Below are 20,871 nucleotides of genomic sequence, written 5' to 3' on the forward strand. Positions count from 1 at the left end.
GCGATCGCCCGATCCAGTCGCCCGGATCAGCCGTGCCGCTCAAACAGTCCCGAAACCCTCAGGAGCCCCGAACCACCAGGTGGTGGACCGCCGCGCCCCGTCGGTGAAAATGCTTCTACGGGACGCCCCAGCCCGCGTCAACCGGAAAAATCCGGAAGATCGACGCCGAACCCGCCAGCGGCCATCCTGATGCAACGGAATGGCCGTCCGAGGAGTGGGGTGTTCGATCTAGCCGCGGGTTCCCCAGCGGCTTCCCATCCGGCTCGGGCGTGCGGCATCGGCACCGATCGCCGGACCGCTCGCGCGGCTGGGACGATGTTGCGATTCCGGAGCTTCGCTACGTGACGCAATCAGATCGGGGACCGCCGCCATTGCTTCCGTTCCGCGTCCCTGGGCGAATTGGCCAGCCTTGCGGAAGCGCCAGAGATAGCCGGGCACCACCGCCTCGACGGCGGTCGGCACGATGCCGAGACCCTCGATCGTCCGTCCCTCCGCCTGAGCGGCATCGGACACGACATTGTCGTTCTGGAGCAGCGTCACCTGATCGCGCGTGAGTTTGAGATTGGCCGGCAGCAATCCGAAGCTGAGCGTATCGACGATCTCCATCACCCGTGCCTGGACTCGGGCGACCGGCTCGGGCAGGTCGATCACTGCGCGGCGGCGCATCGTCACCTCGAGCATGTAGCGCACGAAGTATTCGAGCGTATTCACCTCCGGGCCGCCGAGTTCGTAGACCGTTCCCCGCGCCGCATTGCCGTCGACGGCCCGTGCGATCGCCTCCGCGACGTCCCCGACGAAGACTGGCTGGAAGCGCGACTGACCGCCGGCGAGCGGCAGGGCCGGCAGGAAGGTGGCGAGACCGGCGAAGCGATTGAAGAAGCCGTCGCCAGGCCCGAACACCAGGGACGGCCGGAAGATCACGGCGTCGGGGCTGGAACGGCGGACCTCAGCCTCACCGAGCGCTTTGGAGCGCGCGTAGAGCGAGGGTGAGGCCTCGTCCGCCCCGATGGCCGAGACATGGATCATCTTCGCGCCGACGGCGGCAGCGGCTCGAGCGATCTCCCCGGCCCCTTCCGTCTGAAGCGAGGAGAAGCGCTGACTGCCCTGCTCCTGCAGGATGCCGACCAGATTGATGACGATGTCCGCGTGCTCGACCGCCCGCCGGACCGAATCGGGATAGCGGAGATTGGCCTGCACGGCGACGATCTGGCCGACCTTGCCGAGCGGTTGCAGGAACAGGGCGAGGTCCGGACGGCGTACCGCGACGCGAATGCGGTACCCGCGCTTGGCCAGCGTCCGCACCACGTGGCGCCCGAGGAAACCGGAGCCACCGAACACGGTCACGAGCTGCGATTGCGGGCGCAGCGGCGCGCTGTCGATGCCGGGTCCGGTGTGAAGGCTGCTCATGGCCGACGGAAAACCTCTCTCGCGGATCACCGCAAGACCGGCATCACGAGCCGGCCGCGCGGCCGACGGGCCACGGACGGGACCGTCGGCAGACCGCTCCTTAGACCAGTTTCAGGGCGGAGGGCAGCCGTTTGCGGGAACGAAATCGGCGATCTTTCACGCGTCCGTGTTGTCGGCGCTGAACCGGCCCTCCATCAGGAAGCGCAAAGTCTCCGTCCGAACCCGTGGCGCCCGCATCATCGTCGGATGGGCGACCGGCAGCACGATGTGGTCGGCCATGCCGTCCAGGCGGGTGCGGGCAACGGTGACGCGGCCGTCATTGGGACCGCACAACCAGAGCCGCGAGGCGAGCGGATAAAGACTGCGATGGCCGGCGATGATGCCCAGGGGATAATCGACGCGACCGAGACGTGCCTCCAGGGCCGATTCCCGGCGGGTGACCAGCTCGGCTCCCGCCGGTCCGAAGAAGCGGCGGTAGAGGGACAGGCGGTGCAGCGCATCGGCCACCTCGCTGCCCTGGCTCGGGGGCCCGAGCATCACCACCCGTCCGAGATTGTCCGGGCGACAGCGCGTCAGCAGCACCCGGGCGACGAGGCCGCCCATGGAATGGGTCACGATGTGGATTCGCTTCACTCGGGCGGCGAAGGCGGTGAATGCGGGAGCGATCGCCTCGGCGCAGCCGGCCAGGTCGCAGCGGCGGGCGGGATAGCCGAGATTGAGGGTGGCGTAGCCGGCGCTCGCGAGAGTCCGTTCGAGCGGTCGCATCGCGGCGGGGCTTCGGGCGATACCGTGAAGGAGGAGCACACCCTCGCGGGCAGGGTCGTCCGGGCTCATACCGACGGTTCCGCGAGGGGCGCGCGCCAGCGGGCGGAGTGGGGGTCCGTTGCGGGGGAATTCTTCTTCGCAACGTCCAAAGAAGCGCCGAGCGGCATGTCATCATTCCCCGTCTGGGTGCGACCGCCCCCGTTGCACCGGAACAGGGACCGGGCATCCCGATCCTCATGCCTGAGCGGCGGAGGGAAGGTGGCCGAGGCGCCTTCGCGAAACGGCCCGGTTCGATTCCGGTGACGCGACGACACGTCATCTCCGTTTCGGGATGGCGCGGTGGGGCGCAATGTTCGCTTCTGGCCGAGAATCGATCGAGAGGTTCGCGAGCTGCCCGACACTGGTGAGGCCCGCTCCCAGGCCGGGTCAAGGGTGGATCGAACGCGACGCCGGAAGGCGCAGGCGATGCGCGCTTCACACCGAGGCTCCACCGCCCTCTTCCGGTGTCATGGTCGGAAGTCCCCTGACACACGGCCGATGGGGCCCGACCGCGGCGCAGCGCGACCCGGCCTAGGAGGATCGTCGCCCCCGCCCCTTCCAGCCAGGACGCGGGGTACCAGATCGAGGGGATCGGGGCGGAGGCGGCCGTGGGCGGGGGAGGCATCGGGCGGCAGATCGCGCTCTACGCGACTCTCTATGGCGGCTACGGTGCCCTCTCGCCGTTCCTGCCGGCCTATCTCGCGTCTCGGGGATGGGACGCGGCGCAGATCGGCGCGGTGCTCTCTATGGCGATGCTGGTGCGTCTGGCCGCCGGTCCTCCCACCGGGCGGATCGCCGATCGGCGGGCCGCCGCGCGGGGATTGCTGGCGGGGGGAATCGCAGGCTCGGCGGGGCTGACCCTGGCCCTTTTGGCCGGCCACCCCGTCGCGTTGCTCGTCGCGCTCGTCCTGATGCAGGCCGCGGCGAGCGCGGCGCTGAGTCCGCTGGCCGATGCGCTCGTGCTCTCCGGCGGGCATGGCGGGGACGAGTACGGGCGGATCCGTGGCGCCGGATCGGCCGCCTTCATCGTCATGACCGTTTTGACCGGATGGCTCGTCGGGCGTCTCGGCAACGGGGCGGGCCTTGCCGCCTGCGCCGCCTTGTTCGCGGCCGGCGCCGTTGTGACGATGCGCCTGCCTCCGGCCCCGGCCGCGCCCGCGCGCGAGGTGGAGGGCGGCTATCGCGCGCTTGTCGGTATGCGCGTGTTCCGCCGACTCGTTCTCGCCGCCGCGCTGGTGATCGGCGCGCACGCGATGCACGACGCCTTCGCGGTCATCGCTTGGACCGGGGATGGGATCGGCACCGCCGTCGCAGGCCTGCTCTGGGCCGAAGCGGTCGCGGCGGAGGTGGTCGTCTTCCTCTGGCTCGGGCCGCGCCTCCTCGCCCGGATCGGTCCGGCGCGGGCGCTGGAACTCGCCGCCCTGGCCGGGGCTTTGCGCTGGGCGGTGCAGGCACAGACGACCTCGCTCCCCGCTTTGGCAACGATCCAGGCGCTGCACGGCCTCACCTTCGCGCTCCTGCACCTCGCCTGTCTGCACATCGTCGCGCGGGAGGTGCCTGTGGGGCTGCGCGCCACGGCTCTGACGGTCTACGGAAGTGTCGGGCTCGGCCTTGCCTCGGCCCTGGTGACGCTCGCCGCCGGGCCGCTCTACGGGAGCTTGGGATTGACCGCGTTCTGGGCGATGAGCGCGGTGAGCCTGGCCGCATGGCCGGTCGCGTGGACCCTGCGGCGCACAGCATGAGGCACGGCGTTCGCCAGCGCCGCCTGGGACATATATAGAACGACGGCGCCGAGAGCCGTGATGCCGAGAGCCGTAATGCCATGACCGTGACGCTATGCCCGCCGTCGCCGAGATCCTGATCCCGCTGGCGCTCGACACCGCCTACAGCTACGCGGTGCCCCCCGGCCTCACCCTCGCAGAGGGCGACGTCGTTCAGGTGCCTTTGGGCCCGCGCGAAACGGTCGGCGTGGTCTGGGGCCTCGACGAGCGGGCTTCGGGCGGAAACCTGCGGCCGGTGACGGGGCGGATCGAGGTCCCTCCCCTCTCCGAGCCGCTCCGGAAGCTGGTCGATTGGCTCGCCCGTTACACCCTCGCGCCGAAGGGCTCGGCGCTGGCGATGGCGCTGCGCCTGCCGGACGAGGGAGCGCAACGGGAGAACCCGCGCATCGGGGTGCGCGCCTCCGGCCGGCCTCCGGCCCGGCAGACGGCGGCCCGGGGAAAGGTGCTCGCGGTCGCGTCCGACGGGGCGGTGCGCGGCAAGAGCGCGCTCGCCAAGGAGGCGGGCGTGTCGGTCGGCGTGGTCGATGGCCTGATCGACGATGGCGCCCTGGAGACGGTGGCCCTGGTGCCGGAGCCGGTGGCACTCCCGCCCGATCCGGACCATCCGCGGGTGCCGCTCTCGGATGCCCAGCGGGACGCGGCCCACGACCTGATCGCGGCCCCCTCCCCCGCCTCCGCACCCGCGGAAGCCGGTGGAACCATCCTCCTCGAAGGCGTCACCGGCTCGGGCAAGACCGAGGTCTATTTCGAGGCGGTGGCCGAATGCGTCCGGGAGGGCCGGCAGGCTTTGGTGCTGATGCCGGAAATCGCGCTCACCGCGCAGTTCCTCGACCGGTTCGCCGGCCGCTTCGGCGTGCGTCCGGCGACGTGGCATTCGGGCATCGGCGGAAAGCGCCGCGAGCGCATCCGCGCCGGGGTGGCCTCCGGGGATGTCTCGGTGGTGGTCGGTGCCCGCTCGGCGCTGTTTCTGCCCTTCAACCGCCTCGGCCTGATCGTGGTCGATGAGGAGCACGAGAGCGCCTACAAGCAGGAGGACGGCGTCCACTACCATGCCCGCGACATGGCGGTGGTGCGGGGGCGTCTCGAGGGCTGCCCGGTGGTGCTCGCCTCGGCCACGCCCTCCATCGAGTCGCGGGTCAACGCCCAGAGCGGCCGCTACCGCCACGTGTCGCTGCCCGGGCGCTTCGGTGGGAGACCTCTGCCGGACATCAAGGCGATCGATATGCGCCTCGACAAGCCGGAGCGCGGTCGCTTCCTGTCGCCGCCGATGGTCAACGCCGTGAAGGCGACGCTGGAGGCGGGCGAGCAAGCCCTGCTCTTCCTCAATCGGCGGGGCTACGCGCCGCTGACCCTGTGCCAGGCCTGCGGTCACCGCTACCAGTGCCGCAACTGCTCGACCTGGCTCGTCGAACATCGCTTCCGCCGGGCCCTCGTCTGCCACCAATGCGGCTATGCCGAGCGTAAGCCGGAGGCCTGCACCGAATGCGGCGCCTTCGATCACCTCACGCCCTGCGGCCCCGGGGTGGAGCGCATCGCCGAGGAAGCCGCCGAGCTGTTTCCCGACAAGCGCATCGTCGTGCTGTCGAGCGACTTCCCCGGCGGGGCCGAGCGACTCCGGCAAGAATTGGAGACGGTCGCGGCCGGCGAGTGCGACATCGTCATCGGCACGCAGCTCGTGGCCAAGGGCCACAACTTTCCGCACCTGACGCTGGTCGGCGTGCTCGATGCCGATATCGGATTGACCACCGGCGATCCGCGCGCGGCGGAGCGCACCTTTCAGCTGCTTCAGCAGGTGACGGGCCGCGCGGGTCGCGGCGAGCGACCGGGGCGCGCCTTGGTTCAGACCTACCAGCCCGACCACCCCGTCATCGCCGCCCTGCTCTCGGGCGATGCCGAACGGTTCTACGAAGAGGAGATCGCCGCCCGCGAGGCGGCGGGCCTGCCGCCCTTCGGGCGGCTGGCGGCCCTGATCGTCTCGGCCGAGGAGCGGGAGAAGGCGGAAGCCCATGGGCAGGCTTTGGCGCGGGCCGCCGATCCGCCGCCGGGTGTGATGGTGCTGGGACCGGCGGAGGCGCCGCTGGCGCTGGTGCGCGGCCGCTGGCGTTTTCGCCTGCTTGTGAAGACCGAGCGCGGCATCGACGTGCAGAGCTATCTGCGCGATTGGCTGGCGCGCGGACCGAAGCCACGGGGCAACCTCAAGGTCGCAATCGACGTGGACCCGCAAAGTTTCCTATAAGTCAGGTCTCGCGCGGCCGGCGCGGGATGTCTCGCGCCGGCGCCATCCTGAGGAGCGCCGCGCCTTGCTGACCTACGAGAAGAAGCCCGATTCCGCGATCGCCGAGATCGTCGTCGACGGCAAGATCACCGATGAGGAGATGAACGCGGTCATGACCGCGATGAAGGCCGACCTCGACAAGGGCGGCAAACTCAAGCTGCTTGAGGACGTTCGCGCTTTCGAGGGCATGGAGCCGGCGGCCTTCTTCAAGGATCCGCGCTTCGGCCTCTCGATGATGAAGGGCGTGAGCCACGTGGCCCTCGTCACCGACGCGACCTGGCTCAAGGCCGTCGCCGAGACCTTCGGTTTCGTGTCGCCGGTGCAGATCAAGGTGTTCGAGCGCGCCCGGATCGCCGAGGCGCGGGCTTGGCTCGAAGCGGGGGTCTGAGCCCCACCGGCTTGACAGCGTAGGCGGGGCTTACTCCGCCTGCGCGGTGCGCATGGTGTGGCGGCGGGCGGTCCAGCGTCCGCTGCAGAGACCGCCCGAGACGCGCCAAGTGCCCGTGCCGCTCCGGACCTGAAGCCGGCCCGAGGCGGTGCCATTGGCCGCCGCCGTCGCCACGGTGAGTCCGACGCTTCCATCGGCCCCGACCCGGCCCGACACGGTCGTTCCGTTGGTGGCCGCGTTCGTGATCGGGCGGACCTGACCGTCCTGAACGCTCAGCGTGTAAGTATATTGGGCTTCGCACAGCCCGCTTTCGGTCACGAGTTGGACCGACCAGTTTCCGTCGAAGTCACCCGCGACCGCCGGAGCGGCGAGCAGGGTGATCAGGGCGGCGGACAGGGCGAGCTTGGGCATGCGTCATCCGGTGCAGCGACGAGGGTGAGGTGACCGGAGGCGCCGTCGCCTGCGCTCCGAACCGTCAATCCGTGAGATGTCCGCACCATACCCCAACAAGAGGCGATAATATGACGGCAATCCATGATTGGATTGGCCATGCAGCGCCTCTGGTCGTAGGACTTTCTACACACCAGTCGTAATGAAGTTCCGCGCGGGAACTCGATCTATACGGCCGTATTATGTGGGGAAGCTTGGCCGAGCACAACTCGTCGTCGGTCGCTCCGGCCGCAAGCAATGTCGAGATCGTGCGGATGGGGACTGATCAATTGCCAGCGCAGTGGGCGGGTGGCAATAAGAATTGCTTGCTCGTAGAACCAGCCGACACGTCAATCGAAGAAGCAGCAGCTCTTCCGCGCCAAGGCGCAAGACGATCTTGGTCCGGGAAAATATTGCCGCCACCATCAAGACATCGAGTGACGTGTTTCAAGCATGTATTGTTGAAGCGAGGCACATCAAGGGACGAATATATGTGCGCGGCGAAAACGCCGATTGATATGAAGGAACCATCATCACGCCGAAGGTTCGGAGAGGCGCGTCCGGTGCCGGTCGAGGGCATCGCGCAGCAGCGGCATGAAGGGCGAATGGGCATCGAGGCCAGCCACGCCTTGGTCGAGGCGATCGAGGGCCGCGATCTGCGCATCGAGCCCCTGTACGGCCGAGAGATAAGCCCAGATCGCTTCGTCCGCCTCCCCGACCTGAGCCGGCGGCTCCGAGGCGAGCAGGGCGGAAAACACGGCCAAAGTATTGTCGAGGTTCGCCACGTTTCGTCCGTTTCTTCAGGGGCAAATGGAAACGCCCGGCCGGGAACGGCCGAGCGCGATTGCGATCTCGTCAGTGGGTCCGGGGCGTGTTGCCCTTGCCGCCTTCGTCCCTGCGGTGATGGCGATCCTGCTCGCCACCACCACCGGACACTTTCGCATGCGATCCGTTGGTTGCCGCTCCCGGCTGCGGTCCGCTTGTCTCCGTCGGGTCCGGGAGATCGGATCGCTGATGGCTGCTGCCGGGACCACCATGGTGCCGGTTCGCAGCCGGCGTCTTGCTGGATGTGCTCATGCGCTTGGGTCTCCTGATGGGCATTTCGCGTCGCGTATCGGACGCGAACCGCCGGTCTCATCGCGCCATCGCTCTCTTGTGCCGCCGGCAGCCTCCGTCATCGCGAGGGCTGCCGTCGATCCACGCTCAACGGTCCTGCTGATGGCCCTGATGGGTCGTATTGATCTTGGAATTGCCCGCCTGCCCGGTCTTGTCCGGATCGTTCGGGGTGGCCTTGGCAGTATCCTTCGGCGCGGTCTCGGCGCTGCCGGGGCCCTTGTCGGAACGGTTGGCCGGCGGAACCGGCGGTGGCTTGGTGGACATCGGCGTTCTCCTGTTTGCCGAGAAAGGGGATCAATGGCGGCGGCTGCCGCCGAGGAGGCTGGCCGCGGCGAAGCCGACGCCGGCCACGACAGCGGCGGTCGTAAGGGGGTGAAGGCTTCCGCGGGTGTAGAGGCTGCGGCGCATGACGTATCCGGGATGCCCCCCCTTCACGTTTCCGCCCTCGCGGGGCGCGTAGAGCGCGCCCTCGCGATGCTCCGCCGGCTTGTCCTGCAATTGCTGGCCGATCATCGTACGGCCGACGCGGTCGAACAGGCGCGGCGCCATGGCCTGCGCGGCGCTCATCATCCGGCCCGCGCCCCCGACATAGATGTCGCGCCGCGGGTTCTCGGCGGCGTGGAGGATCGCCTCCGCCACCTCCTCCGTCCGGTAGACCGGCGGCGGGAGCTTGGGGGCCCGGTCGGTGTAATTCTTGGCATTCTCGGCGAACGGGGTATCGATCGCCGCCGGCTTGATCAGCGTCACGGCGACGGAGGTGCCTTCCTCCTCCAACTCGATCCGCAACGCGTCGGTGAAGCCTTTTATGGCGTGCTTGCTCGCGCAGTACATCCCCTGGAGCGGCAAGGCGACGTCGGAGGCGACCGAGCCGAGATTGATCAGGGTGCCGCGGCTCTCCTTGAGATGCGGGAGCGCGGCGAGGGAGCCGTGCACCAATCCCCAGAAATTGGTCTCGAACAGGCGGCGGTGATCCTCCTCCGAGACCTCCTCGATCCGTCCGAAGATCGAGAGGCCGGCATCGTTCACCCAGGTATCGATGCGACCGAATCGTTCGACGGTTCGGCGGGCCAGCGCCTCGACCGCATCGCGGTCGGTGACGTCGGTGACGACGGCGAGCGCTTCGCCGCCGCCGCGCTCGATCTCGCCGCGGATCTCGTTCAGCACCCCCTCGTTGCGGGCGGCGAGCACGACCTTCGCGCCGCGGGCAGCGGCCATGCGGGCCGTGGCGAGGCCGATGCCGCTCGAGGCGCCGGTGATGACAACGACTTGCTGGGCGAGCGGCTTCTTGCTCGGCATCGGTTTCTCCTGTCGGGTGTTCTTGACGGTGCACGCCGGGGGCGGGCCAACATGTCAGGGTGAACCCGGGAGCGAACGGCGCAGTTTCCGGGCTCTCCGGCTTGGCCGAGACGGAGTCAGCCCGGCCAAGCGTCCAAGATTTCGGCGACCGGCGCCGTCTCGATCTGAGTGCCGAAGCGGCTCTGATAGAGGAACATCATCGCGTCGTAGGTCGGGTCGGCCGAGGAGCAGACGCCGTCGCAGGCAACGATCACGCGGTAGCTGCGATCGACGGCGCCCATCACCGTTGCGAGCACGCAGACATCGGTCTCCCCGCCAGTGACCACCAGCGTATCGATGCCCTCATCCTGCAGGAGGTTCTGCAGTTCGGGGGCCATCCAGGGAGAATAGACACACTTGTCGACCACCTTGGCCGGGGGTGTGAACCGGGCGAGTTCCGGCAGGAGATCGACCATCCCGGGCCCGAGGGCATCCACCGTCATGCTCTGCCAACGCTCGTAGTAGCGCCGCCAGGTGCCCGTTCCTTCCTCGGCGCGGCGCGGCGGAACGAACCGCGTGAACACGGTCCGTTCCGCATGCGCCGCGCAGAGGGATTCGAGCTTGGGCAGGATGCGCCCGAGCCAGGGCGTGTGCCAATCCGTCTCTTCCGCGAACAACCGTTGTGCGTCGACACAGATATGCACCGCCCGCGCACCGATGGCGCCGAACTTCAAGCCGTCTTCGCCCGCCATGACTCAACCCCAGCCGCTGCTTGATTCCTCGGATCGTGCGGGAGTCAGAAGGACCCCCGACCGAGTTCAGCCCGGGTGGAAGACGACCTTCACGCAGCCGTCCTTCTTGTCACGGAACGTCTTGTAGAGGTCCGGCCCGTCGGCGAGATTCGTCGAGCGATGGGTGATCAGGGAGGCCGTGTCGAACTTGCCTTCTTGGATCAGCTTGGTGAGGGGCTCGAGGTAGCGCTTCACATGGGTCTGGCCGCTCTTGAGCGTCAGGCCCTTCTGCACGATCGAACCCATGTTGACGGGGACCGGTCCGCCATAGACGCCCGGCACCGAGACGATGCCGCAGGGCCGCACGGCCTTGATGGCCTCAGCCAGGGCGTAGGGCCGTTCGGTCGAAGTCAGCTTCTCCTGCAGCGTGGCCATGACGCCCGCGACGCCGTGGCCCGCACTCGCTTCCATGCCGACGCAGTCGATCACGCCGTCGGCGCCCTCCCCGTGGCTGATCTCCTGAATGCGCGCGAACACGTCTTCCTTCTCGAAGTCGATGATGTCGGTCGCGCCGTATTTGCGGGCGAGGGAAAGGCGCTCCGGCACCGTGTCGATGGCGATGATGCGCTCGGCCCCCATGATCTTGGCCGACTGGATCGCGAACAGGCCGACGGGCCCGGCGCCCCACACGGCGATGATCTCGCCGCCCTGGATCTCGCAATGCTCGGCGCCTTGCCAGCCGGTCGGCAGAATGTCGGTGAGGAACAGGACCGACTCGTCGTCCATACCGTCCGGCACCTTCATCGGCGCCACGTCGGCCATCGGGACGCGCACGTACTCGGCCTGTCCGCCCCAGTATCCGCCGGTGATGTGCGAGTAGCCGAACAGCCCCGCGGTGGTGTAGCCGAACTGCGCCGCCGCCATCTCGGCATTGCGGTTCGAGCGCTGGCAGACCGACCAGTTGCCGAGCTTGCACTGGCGGCACTCGCCGCAATTGATATTGAACGGGACGACGATCCGGTCGCCCTTCTTAAATTTGGTGAAGCCCGGCGCGGTCTCGACCACCTCACCCATGAATTCGTGCCCGAGCACGTCGCCCGACTTCATGGTCGGCATCTGTCCATCCATCAGGTGGAGGTCCGAGCCGCAGATCGCGCAGGAAGTGACCTTGATGATGACGTCGCGGGAATCCTCGATCGACGGGTCCGGCACCGTGTCGCAGCGGATGTCGCCCTTGCCGTGCCAGCACAGTGCTTTCATGGATTGTCCCCGGATTTCGATGGGCGATGCTTCCATGACATCGCCGCAGGAAACCCGAGGCGCCTACGGCCAAGTTCCGTGCGCGATCCGCTGAACGAACGGCACGGTGGAATCGCCTACGAGGATCGGATCGTAGGCGCATCGATGGGACGTTCTTTCAGGCGCGGATGCCTGTTGCTGTCGTCGCCGCACATGCGAACCGGCCCGGTGCGACGATCGTGAGCACCGCTTGCTGCACCGGCTCGCGTGCCTTCGCGGAGGCTTTCCTGAAAAAGCGGTTCGCGCCACGTCATGGCTCCCGAGGGTGACCCGGACGGTGCCGATGCGACATTGTTCGTTCGTGTGCCACTTCTCCTGTGCTGTCCTGCCACGAGCCGGTTCACCGGGCGGTCGAATCTTCGAGGGGGTATGACGAGCGAACACGCTCTTCGTGCGCATGTCCGCCTGAACTTTCAGGCAGGCCACGTCGGTCTGCGCGCGACTCACGATCCGATCCCGAGCCACCGGTTCAATCGGGTCACGAGCCAGACCGTCACGATGGCGACGGTGACGCCCCAACCAACCTCCAGCACCCGCGAACCCGCCATCCGCTCCACCGGCCCGAGATGTGGAACCAGCAGGATGATGGTGGCGGTGATCCCGGCCAGCCGGCAGGCGCTTGCGACGTTGACCAGCCAGCAGGCGAGGATCGCGAGCACCACCGTGGCCGCGTAAGTCGGCAGGGTCGGTCCCAGGGTCAGATAAGCGGCGAGCCCGATGATTCCGCCGATTGCCGCACCGCTGAACTGGTCGCGGGCGGTGGATCGGGTCGCGCCGAACTCGGTCTGCGCAACGGCGACCGCAGTGATCGCCGCCCAGAATCCCTCGCGAAGGCCGAGCAACTGCGTCGGCAGATAGGCGGCAATGGCCGCCACCGCCGACATCACGCCATGCGCCAACCCGCCGGAGAAGCGGCGACGCAGCGGCAGACGCTTGCGCAGCCGTGTCGCCTGATCCCGCAGCCAGCGGATACGGCTGGTGTCGCGGTCGGCCCGGCGCGTCTCCACAATTGCGGCCTCCGACCGCACGGCATCCTCGGCCGCCCGCTCCGCCGCCTCCACTCCCGCTTCCCGGCGTGATATCCGCTCGGCCTCCATTCCCTTCCCTCTTCGATCCATGCGGTTCTCCGGGCCAGCACGGCCCCTCGAGCACATCAACGCAGTCAGGAAGAGGAGGGACTGACACGCCCATCGAAGTGTGGGCTCGGCCTCGATCTTGAGCAGCATCGGGCTCGCCGTGGCCGGCGCTGCGGCCGTGCTCACCCTCGGCGGGGCGTTGCGCCGCGCCCGCTCCGGCCGGCGACGGTGAACGGAATATGCCGGGCAAAAACCCCCGGTTAAGGCTAAGCGCCTATCACCGGCTTCAGGGCTCCTCGCCAAACGCCTGATTGCTGTCGCTGCCCCTCGGGGAAGCGGCGGTGCGGCGGCCGTGTTGCGGGAGGTGCCAACCGAGCCTGGTGTTGAAAGGAGCGCCGATGACCAGGGAACAACTCGCGACCGAACTCAAGCGCATGGCCTCCTCGCAGGTCAGCGACATCGAGCGCGCGGTCAAGGCGGGACACAAAACCATCGCCCTGAACGAGCTGGCCGATCTCGACCGGCAGCTCAAGGCGCTCGCCGCCGCCCTCAAGGCGAAGCCCGCACTCCGCGCCTGACGATCCGGTCCCGCGGCCGGGATTTCGATTTGGCGTCATCGGTCCGAAAGGCGGCTTCCGGCTTTCGGACCGAGGCGGTGCGGCAGATGAACCGGGAGCATCGTCCGGCTCCTGAGATCCGGGACGATGTGCGCGAGTCCGGCTTTCAGCCCATTCCACCCTCGGCGGCGACCGCTGCGAGCGGCGCCGTGAGCGCCAGGACCACGCCGCCGCGCGGATAGCGCAACCGGGCGCTGCCGCCGAAACTGTGCACCAGGCTGCGCTCGATCAGGCGGGAGCCGAAACCGCTGCGGGTCGGCGGCGCGACCGGGGGACCGCCGCGCTCGGCCCAGCGGAACCACAGCCGTTCCTGCGCCGCCTCGCCCACGATCCGCCAGCCGATCTCGACCCGACCCTCCGCGTTGGACAGGGCGCCGTATTTGGCCGCGTTGGTGCCGAGCTCGTGCAGCATCAGCGCCAGGGTCAGCGCCGCGCGCGGACCGACCATGATCTCCGGGCCCGTGACCCGGAACCGCTCGGGCATCCCATCCCCGTGCAGGCGCACCGCACCGTCCACGAGGCCATGCAGGGACGCGCTCGCCCAAGCTCCCTGCATGAGCACGTCGTGCGCTTGCGCCAGGGCCAGCATGCGCGCCCCGAACGATTCCGCCGCGACGCTGAGCGAGGAGGCGTTGCGAAGAGTCTGCGTGGCGATGGCCTGAACGATGGAGAGCGTGTTCTTGAGCCGATGCTCCATCTCCATCAGCAGGACGCCCTGCCGCGCCTCGGCCTGCCTTTGCTCGGAGATGTCGCGGGCCACCGTCAGCAGACGTGGGGGCGAGCCCGCCACCGGCGTGACCGTCACATCCCACAGAACCGGCCCGGCGGCGGCCCGGAAGCGTGCCGGATGGCCCGCCCGAGCCCGGGTGAGAGCCGCCTCGGCCTCCCCACGATCGTCCGGCGCGTCCCAAATCTCCAGCCAGGATGCGGGGCCGGCCGCGTGCGGCGCCCCTCCCATACGCCCCGCCCGCGGGTTGGTGGCCAGGATCAAGCCGGAGGGATCGAGCAGCGCGACGCCGTCCGGGCTCGCCGCGAAGGGAAGGAGGATGTCGTCGTCGCAGGCCCGGGATGCGAGGCCGAAGCTCTGAGGCGCCGCGGAGGAAAGTCCCGGCTTGCAGACCACACAGCCGGGCCATTCGTCGCTGGCCGTGACAACGACGCCCGGTCCGGACAGCTCGATCGTCGCGGACGGTCCCTCCCGGTCGTCCGGGAGGACCGCATCGCTGCGGGATGGCTCGATGTCGGCGAGCGCGAAGCCGCCGTTCAGGCCGGTTCGCATGGCATTCCCCCTAGCGCTTGCCCTCGACCCGTCCTCGGGTCGAGTCAGCGCGTCGCGCGAGTCGAACTATCCGTGCGATCTGATGTCAGGGCTTCGACGGGGCGTCGGACTGGGAAAAGTCCGCTTCTAGAACCCGGCGCGCCACCCATGCGGGTCGCGACTCGGTGCGTCGTGCGACGATAACAGATCTTGTCGCAGCGACAAGGCGCTGAACCAGTCCAGCGTAGTTTTCGCGCCGGGTGGAAACTTGGCGAATCTGTAGGCGGCGGCCGTTCTCAGCGGTCGCGGCTCAGGAGGAGAAGCCAACCGACGCCGAGCATCGCGACCGTCAGGCCGATGATGACGAAGACGGGCGTGCCGAGATCGATCAGCCGGGGCGCGAGCTGGGTGGCGAAGGCCGCCACGACGAGGCCGACCGCGACCCGCGCGGCGCCGCGCTCGATGCCGCGCACCAGCTTGTCCATGCCCTTCAGCTCGATCTCGACGGTGACGCGGCCCTGCTTGAGCCGCACCAGCATGAGGTGGATCAGCGTCGGCAGTTCGGAGGCGGCGCCGAACAACCCGGTACCGAGGGACTCGGCCTTGCGCATTAGGCCGCGCAGATTGAACTGCGAGCGCATGCTCGCCCGCACGGTCGGCCCGGCGGCGGAGAACAGGTCGAAATTCGGGTCGAGCTGTCGCATCACCCCGTCGGCGGTGACGAGGCCCTTGAACAAGATCGCGAGATCCGTCGGCATCGCGAGGTCGTTCTCGCGGGCCATCGTCATGAAGTCGGTCAGCACCAGCCCGAGATTGAGCGGGATCGACGAATGGGTCTGGACGAAGTTCTGGGCGGATTGCTCCAGCTTTGTCAGATCCGGATTCGAGGTGCCGGTCCAGTCGAGAAGCGTGGCCATCAGCCCGTCGACATCCTGCTTGAGCATGGCGCCGATCAGCACGAGGAGCTGCTGGCGCCGCTTCTGCGACAGGCGTCCGACGATGCCGAAATCGATGAACCCGATGCGGTTGTCGGGCATCACCAGCAGGTTGCCCGGATGCGGATCGGCGTGGAACACGCCCTCGATCAGGGCCATGCGCAGGAAGGCGTCGCAACCCTTCTGGGCCAGCGCCTTCTTGTCGGCCCCGACCTCGCGGAGTGCCGCCGCGTCGTTGGGCGAGACGCCGTGGATGAACTCCTGCACCAGCACCCGCTCGGAGCACCATTCCCAGTGGATCTTCGGGATGACGATGTCGTCGCGGCCCGCGAAGATCTCGGCGATCATCTCGCAATTGCGGGCCTCGTTGAGAAGGTCGAGCTCGCCGTTGAGGCCGTTGGCGAGGTGGCGCATCTGCTCCTGCGGCTGGTAGCGCGCCATCTCGGGCCATTCCGACTCGACGATGCGCGCACCGTGCGCCATCAGGCGGAGATCCGCCTCGATCACCTTGCGCAGGCCCGGCCGCAGCACCTTGACGACGACTTCTTCGCCCGAATGGAGACGGGCGCGATAGACCTGGGCGATGGAGGCCGAGGCGATCGGCTCGACGTCGAATTCGGCGAAGACCTCCGATGGCGGCGCACCGAGATCGGCCTCGAGCTGCGGCCCGATCTGGGCCCACGGCACGGGCTTCACCTGGCTGTGGAGCTTCTCCAGCTCGTCGGTCCAGATCGGCGACAGCAGATCGGGTCGGCTGGCCAGGATCTGGCCGAACTTGATGAAGGTCGGCCCGAGGGTCTCGATCGCCCGGCGCAGGCGCTCGGGCTGGGACAGGCGAGTCACGTCGACCCGCGGGGTGCGGCGCGGAATCAGCGGGATGTTGTGCAACCCCAGCCGATCCACGACCTTGGTCAGGCCGAAGCCGATCAGGACCGAGGCGATCTCGGAGAGGCGCTGACGGTCGCGCGCGGCGACGAAGGCGGTCTTGAGCATTCGGTCTCTGAGCGTGTCGCTCGGCGTGTCGCGCGGGATGCGTCGGCCCCGGATCGCGGATCCGGGACGGCCTTCGCCGGTCTGTTTCGCACTGGCCACGCCCATGGGGCTTTTTTGGGATGGCCCGCCGACCGATGTCCGGCCGGTGTTTACTCCTCGTCGCGCCGCTCCCGGCGAAGCCGCTCCCACCAAGCGAGACGCTCGCCGAAGCGTGTCTCCATGCCGCGGTCGGTCGGCACGTAGAAATGCTGCCGACCCAGCGCCTCGGGCCAGTAATCCTGGCCGGAGAAGGCATCCGGTTCGTCGTGATCGTAACGGTATCCCTCGCCGTATCCGATCTTGCGCATCAAACCGGTCGGCGCGTTGAGAATGGTGCGCGGCGGCGGCAGGGAGCCATTCGCCTTGGCGACCCGCGTGGCGGCCTTGTAGGCGTTGTAGACCGCGTTCGATTTGGGCGCGCAGGCGAGGTAGATCGTGGCCTGCGCCAGCGCCAACTCACCTTCCGGCGTGCCGAGGAAGTCGAAGGCGTCCTTGGCCGCGTTGGCCACCACGAGCGCCTGCGGGTCGGCGAGCCCGATATCCTCCACCGCCATGCGGACAAGGCGGCGGGCGATGAACATGCGGTCCTCGCCCGCATCCAGCATCCGGCACAGGTAGTACAAAGCGGCATCCGGATCGGAGCCGCGCACGGTCTTATGCAGGGCGGAGATGAGGTTGTAGTGCCCCTCCTGGGCCTTGTCGTAGATCGGTGCCCGGCGCTGCACCAATGTCTGGAGCGTCTCGGCATCGAGGGTTTCCCCGGGGCGCGCCGAGCGCCAGACCTCCTCGGCCAAAGTCAGCGCCGCGCGCCCGTCGCCGTCCGCCATGCGGATCAGCGCCGCCCGGGCCTCCTCGTCGAGCGGAAGGGGCCGATTCTCCATCTGCTCGGCCCGCGCGAGGAGCCGCGCCAGGGCCGCCCCATCGAGAGCCCGAAACAGGAGGACGCGGGCGCGGGAGAGCAACGCCGCATTCAGCTCGAACGAGGGATTCTCCGTCGTGGCGCCGACCAGAGTGACGGTGCCATCCTCCATCACCGGCAGGAAGGCATCGAGCTGGGCCCGGTTGAAGCGGTGGATCTCATCGACGAAGAGCAGGGTGCCCCGGCCCGTCGACCGCCGCCGCCGCGCCGCCTCGAACACCTTTCGCAAATCCGCGATGCCGGAGAAGATCGCCGAGATCTGCTCGAAATCGAGGTCGGTCTCGTGAGCCAGCAACCGTGCCACGGTGGTCTTGCCGGTTCCGGGCGGCCCCCAGAACACCAGCGAGCCGAGCGATTTTCCCGCGAGCAACCGGGTCAACGCCCCGTCCGGTCCCGTCAGGTGCTCCTGACCGACGACCTCCGTGAGGCGACGGGGGCGCAAACGGTCGGCGAGCGGACGCGGCGCGCCCGCCTCGAGACCGGCGGAGGCGAACAGATCGGACATGGCCTGCATCAACACCGCCGCCCGCCCCCACGGCAAGGCCCCGACCCCGCACTCCGCGCGATTGCTCCACGGCAATCGCGAAGGCGGCTTGTGGCGCGCCGACCTGCATGCTAGGGCCCATTCCGTCGTCGCGACACCTCTGCGGAGAGGTGGCAGAGCGGTTGAATGCACCGCACTCGAAATGCGGCATGCCTGCAAGGGCATCGGGGGTTCGAATCCCCCCCTCTCCGCCAAGTCGTCCCCAATCTCCATTGATGTCGATCAGTGACGGTCCCACGGCGGTTTCGTGTGGCCGGGCCGGTCTCTGAGTCATTGACCATGCCTGCGTCTGACACCGTCATCGATCGCGGCGACGAGACTGGGCCGACCTGGCTGCGCGCCCTTGACCGGGAGCGGCTCGGAACGGCGATCGGTGCATCCACCGATCCACCCGATCATCGTGGGGTCGCATCGCGTCGCAATTGGGTCAGCCCCGTCCGATCGTCGCCTCGATCTGTCCGTGCGGCTCGTCGGTCGGCAGGAACACCGTGCCGGGATTGTCCTCGCCGAAGGGAGCGAGCTTGATCGGGATGTAATGCTTGTTGGGCATCGCGAAGCTGATCTCGGCGATCTCCGGGATCTCGGCCAGCGCCGCCTCGCCCATCCGGTACATGCTGTCCTGCACGCCGTGCGAATAGGTCGTGCCGAACACCGCGATCAGGCGGTCGAGCACCCGGGCATTGGCGTCGGTGTAGTCGGCCGGCGCCCGCGACCAGGTCCAGGTCGCGTCCATGGCGGTGGCGGCGATGCGGTCGGTCGTGTCGGGCAGCGTGCGGTACTGATCGTCGACGAAATCGACCCAGCCCGACTGCGTCGTCTTCATGAAGGTGAAGCCGCGCAGGCCCGATTGCAGGGTCGCGCCGTCGCGGTCCGCCACCAGACGGACATAGCCGGTGCCGTTGCCGTCGAGGGTGAAGGTGTGCCCGTGCGGCTCACCCCCGAAGGCGTGACGCAGCCAGCGCGTCTCCCGGCCCTCGATCTCGACCGATGCGATCTGCGGATAGGTGTCGAGGAACGTCGCGGCGATCGCGCGGACGAAGACTTCCTTGTCGAGCGAAAGGTTGCGAGCCGCCACCACGTTGCAGATGTTCTTGACGCTGTCGGTGGCGACGCAGGCGCGATTGTCGCCCTCGGTCCAGGCCGCATCGAAACCGCCCTTCATGAGGACGGTCAGCGTCAACTCGCGCGGGGTGTGATGGTCGCCGTCGCGGGTGAGACGCATCACCCGCACGCGGCCCTTGCCGTATTTCGAGGCGATCAGCGGCATCGATCTCTCCGAGGGGGTGAGCCGGGTATCGAGGCGCCCGCGCGGCGCATCAATGGGCTTCCGCCGTCTTGGCCTGACGCAGGGCGGCGTCGCGGGCCTCCGCCGCGCTGCCGAGCCCGTTGAAGAACAGGTTGAGCCCGACCGCCGCGATCGCGGCGAGCAGGATGCCGGATTCGAGCAGAGGGTGCAGCGTATGCGGCATCTGCTTGAAGAAGGCCGGCGCGACGAGCGGGATCATGCCGAAGCCGACCGAGACGGCGACGATGAACAGGTTGTAGCGATTGCCCGCGAAATCGACCCCTCCAAGGATGCGCGCGCCGGTGGCCCCGACCATGCCGAACATCACGAGGCCGGCGCCCCCGAGCACGCATTGCGGCACCGCCTCGACGAGCGCGGCGAGCTTCGGGATCAGGCCGAGCACGAGCATGATGGTGCCGCCGACCACGGTGACGAGGCGGGAGCGCACACCGGTGACGCCGACGAGGCCGATATTTTGCGAGAACGACGTATAGGGGAAGGTGTTGAAGATGCCGCCGACGAGCGTGCCGAGGCCGTCGGCGCGCAGGCCCCGCGTCAGCCGCTCCTCGCCGACCGGATCGGCGGTGATCTCCGAGAGCGCCAGGAACATGCCGGTGGATTCGATCATCACCACGATCATGACGATGCACAGCGTGATCGCCGAGACGAGATCGAAGGTCGGCCAGCCGAAGTGAAACGGCCGGACAATGTCGAGCCACGGCGCGGCGGCCACCTTGGACATATCGACGAGCCCGAACATTGCCGCGACGACCATGCCGGCGACGATGCCCGCCAGCACCGAAGCGGAGGCCAGGAAGCCGGTGGCGAAGCGGGTGATGGCGAGGATGACGCCGAGCACGAAGGCGCTGATGGCGAGATAGAGCGGCGCGCCGTAATTCGGGTTGCCCAATCCACCCGCCGCCCAATTCACGCCGACCCGCATCAGCGAGATGCCGATGACCAGGATGATCGTGCCGGTCACGACCGGCGGAAACAGCGGCAGCAGCCGGCCGATCAGCGGCGCGACCGCGAGGCCGAACAGGCCTGCCGCGATGACCGAACCGTAGATGGTCGTCAGACCCAGATCCGGGTTGGTCCCCATCGCAATCATCGGCGTGACCGAGGCGAAGGTGACGCCCATCATCACCGGCATGCGGATGCCGATTCCCGGCAGCCCCCAGCTCTGGATCAGGGTGGCGATGCCGCAGGCGAAGAGATCGGCGCTGACCAGGATCGCGATGTCCTCGGGCGAGAGCTTGAGCGCGCGCCCGACGATCAGCGGCACCGCGACCGCGCCCGCATACATCACGAGCACATGCTGGAGACCCAGCAAACCCAAAGCCGCCGGGTGAACCGCCGTGACCGGGGCCGTCGGCGGCCCGAGCGGCACCGGTCCGTTCCCTGCGGCCGGCGCCGCGTTCGCTGCAGGATCGTCCATCACCCATGCCCCCCGATCGAACCCGGAGCCCGGCAATAGCGGGGCAAAGCGCGTGCCAGCCCCGGTGGTCGGATGCCCATGGGATGGGTGCGGTCCCGACGGGTGCGCGGCTCGATGCTGCTCGAGCCGCACAACGGGCGGGCGACGCATCCCGTCCTCGGCCCGCCTGCGGGTCCCCTCGATTGGCCCATTGCCTGCTATGAGGGCGCGCGACCGGCGCGCCGGCCGGGACACACCGCCGAGCGAGCCTGACCGCCAATTT

At 68.5% G+C, this 20,871-nt stretch carries 18 protein-coding genes and 1 tRNA gene; 5 read left to right on the forward strand and 14 right to left on the reverse strand.

Going from position 1 to position 20,871, the window contains the following annotated elements; translation table 11 throughout:
- Positions 1-228: 228 nt before the first annotated feature.
- Positions 229-1,407 carry a complex I NDUFA9 subunit family protein gene (locus OWC43_RS18645; protein ID WP_393957759.1) on the reverse strand — a complete coding sequence of 393 codons (1,179 nt, stop codon included), beginning with the start codon at positions 1,405-1,407 and terminating at the stop codon, positions 229-231.
- A 156-nt stretch (positions 1,408-1,563) separates the two neighbouring features.
- On the reverse strand, positions 1,564-2,241 hold the full coding sequence (locus OWC43_RS18650; RefSeq protein WP_393957760.1) for an esterase/lipase family protein: 678 nt from the start codon (positions 2,239-2,241) through the stop codon (positions 1,564-1,566).
- A 578-nt stretch (positions 2,242-2,819) separates the two neighbouring features.
- Here OWC43_RS18650 and OWC43_RS18655 point away from each other — a divergent pair.
- The 3 genes from OWC43_RS18655 (at position 2,820) to OWC43_RS18665 (ending at position 6,655) form a co-directional block, all read left to right on the forward strand.
- Entirely contained in the window at positions 2,820-3,953 is a 1,134-nt protein-coding gene (locus OWC43_RS18655) for an MFS transporter (protein WP_393957761.1), read from the forward strand.
- A gap of 94 nt (positions 3,954-4,047) precedes the next feature.
- Positions 4,048-6,228, forward strand: a complete 2,181-nt coding sequence (locus OWC43_RS18660) for a primosomal protein N' (RefSeq protein ID WP_393957762.1) — start codon at positions 4,048-4,050, stop codon at positions 6,226-6,228.
- A 64-nt stretch (positions 6,229-6,292) separates the two neighbouring features.
- Positions 6,293-6,655: an STAS/SEC14 domain-containing protein gene (locus tag OWC43_RS18665; RefSeq protein WP_137827961.1), complete on the forward strand. Its 363-nt coding sequence runs from the start codon at positions 6,293-6,295 to the stop codon at positions 6,653-6,655.
- A gap of 30 nt (positions 6,656-6,685) precedes the next feature.
- Here OWC43_RS18665 and OWC43_RS18670 read toward each other — a convergent pair whose 3' ends face one another.
- From OWC43_RS18670 to OWC43_RS18700, 7 genes are all read right to left on the reverse strand, one after another.
- Positions 6,686-7,066 (reverse strand): hypothetical protein, encoded by a 381-nt coding sequence (locus OWC43_RS18670; RefSeq protein ID WP_137827962.1) that lies wholly within the window; start codon positions 7,064-7,066, stop codon positions 6,686-6,688.
- 551 nt (positions 7,067-7,617) lie between these two features.
- Positions 7,618-7,869 carry a hypothetical protein gene (locus tag OWC43_RS18675; RefSeq protein WP_137827963.1) on the reverse strand — a complete coding sequence of 84 codons (252 nt, stop codon included), beginning with the start codon at positions 7,867-7,869 and terminating at the stop codon, positions 7,618-7,620.
- Between the two features lie 418 nt (positions 7,870-8,287).
- Positions 8,288-8,464 carry a hypothetical protein gene (locus tag OWC43_RS18680; protein ID WP_171015401.1) on the reverse strand — a complete coding sequence of 59 codons (177 nt, stop codon included), beginning with the start codon at positions 8,462-8,464 and terminating at the stop codon, positions 8,288-8,290.
- 30 nt (positions 8,465-8,494) lie between these two features.
- Positions 8,495-9,496 carry an SDR family oxidoreductase gene (locus OWC43_RS18685; RefSeq protein WP_393957763.1) on the reverse strand — a complete coding sequence of 334 codons (1,002 nt, stop codon included), beginning with the start codon at positions 9,494-9,496 and terminating at the stop codon, positions 8,495-8,497.
- Positions 9,497-9,612: 116 nt separating this feature from the next.
- Positions 9,613-10,227, reverse strand: coding sequence for a cysteine hydrolase family protein (locus tag OWC43_RS18690; protein ID WP_393957764.1), 615 nt, complete (start codon positions 10,225-10,227; stop codon positions 9,613-9,615).
- Positions 10,228-10,293: 66 nt separating this feature from the next.
- Positions 10,294-11,466, reverse strand: a complete 1,173-nt coding sequence (locus OWC43_RS18695) for a zinc-dependent alcohol dehydrogenase (RefSeq protein ID WP_137827967.1) — start codon at positions 11,464-11,466, stop codon at positions 10,294-10,296.
- A gap of 482 nt (positions 11,467-11,948) precedes the next feature.
- Positions 11,949-12,602, reverse strand: coding sequence for an aromatic acid exporter family protein (locus OWC43_RS18700; RefSeq protein ID WP_393958593.1), 654 nt, complete (start codon positions 12,600-12,602; stop codon positions 11,949-11,951).
- 377 nt (positions 12,603-12,979) lie between these two features.
- On the opposite strand from OWC43_RS18700, the gene OWC43_RS18705 reads away from it, so the two are divergent.
- Complete coding sequence (locus OWC43_RS18705; protein WP_137827970.1) at positions 12,980-13,159, forward strand: hypothetical protein; 180 nt, start codon at positions 12,980-12,982, stop codon at positions 13,157-13,159.
- A 145-nt stretch (positions 13,160-13,304) separates the two neighbouring features.
- Here OWC43_RS18705 and OWC43_RS18710 read toward each other — a convergent pair whose 3' ends face one another.
- The 3 genes from OWC43_RS18710 to OWC43_RS18720 form a co-directional block, all read right to left on the reverse strand.
- Positions 13,305-14,477: a sensor histidine kinase gene (locus tag OWC43_RS18710; protein ID WP_393957765.1), complete on the reverse strand. Its 1,173-nt coding sequence runs from the start codon at positions 14,475-14,477 to the stop codon at positions 13,305-13,307.
- Between the two features lie 275 nt (positions 14,478-14,752).
- Positions 14,753-16,384 carry an AarF/ABC1/UbiB kinase family protein gene (locus OWC43_RS18715; protein ID WP_137827972.1) on the reverse strand — a complete coding sequence of 544 codons (1,632 nt, stop codon included), beginning with the start codon at positions 16,382-16,384 and terminating at the stop codon, positions 14,753-14,755.
- Positions 16,385-16,533: 149 nt separating this feature from the next.
- Positions 16,534-17,847 (reverse strand): replication-associated recombination protein A, encoded by a 1,314-nt coding sequence (locus tag OWC43_RS18720; RefSeq protein WP_393957766.1) that lies wholly within the window; start codon positions 17,845-17,847, stop codon positions 16,534-16,536.
- Positions 17,848-17,990: 143 nt separating this feature from the next.
- On the opposite strand from OWC43_RS18720, the gene OWC43_RS18725 reads away from it, so the two are divergent.
- Positions 17,991-18,080, forward strand: a tRNA-Ser gene (locus OWC43_RS18725).
- A gap of 233 nt (positions 18,081-18,313) precedes the next feature.
- Here the strand turns inward: OWC43_RS18725 and pucL are convergent.
- Positions 18,314-19,153 (reverse strand): factor-independent urate hydroxylase, encoded by an 840-nt coding sequence (gene pucL / locus OWC43_RS18730; RefSeq protein ID WP_393957768.1) that lies wholly within the window; start codon positions 19,151-19,153, stop codon positions 18,314-18,316.
- Between the two features lie 49 nt (positions 19,154-19,202).
- Positions 19,203-20,609, reverse strand: a complete 1,407-nt coding sequence (locus OWC43_RS18735) for a nucleobase:cation symporter-2 family protein (protein ID WP_393957770.1) — start codon at positions 20,607-20,609, stop codon at positions 19,203-19,205.
- Between the last annotated feature and the right edge of the window lie 262 nt (positions 20,610-20,871).

Source organism: Methylorubrum sp. POS3, assembly GCF_043352485.1.
GTDB classification, from domain to species: Bacteria; Pseudomonadota; Alphaproteobacteria; order Rhizobiales; family Beijerinckiaceae; genus Methylobacterium; species Methylobacterium suomiense.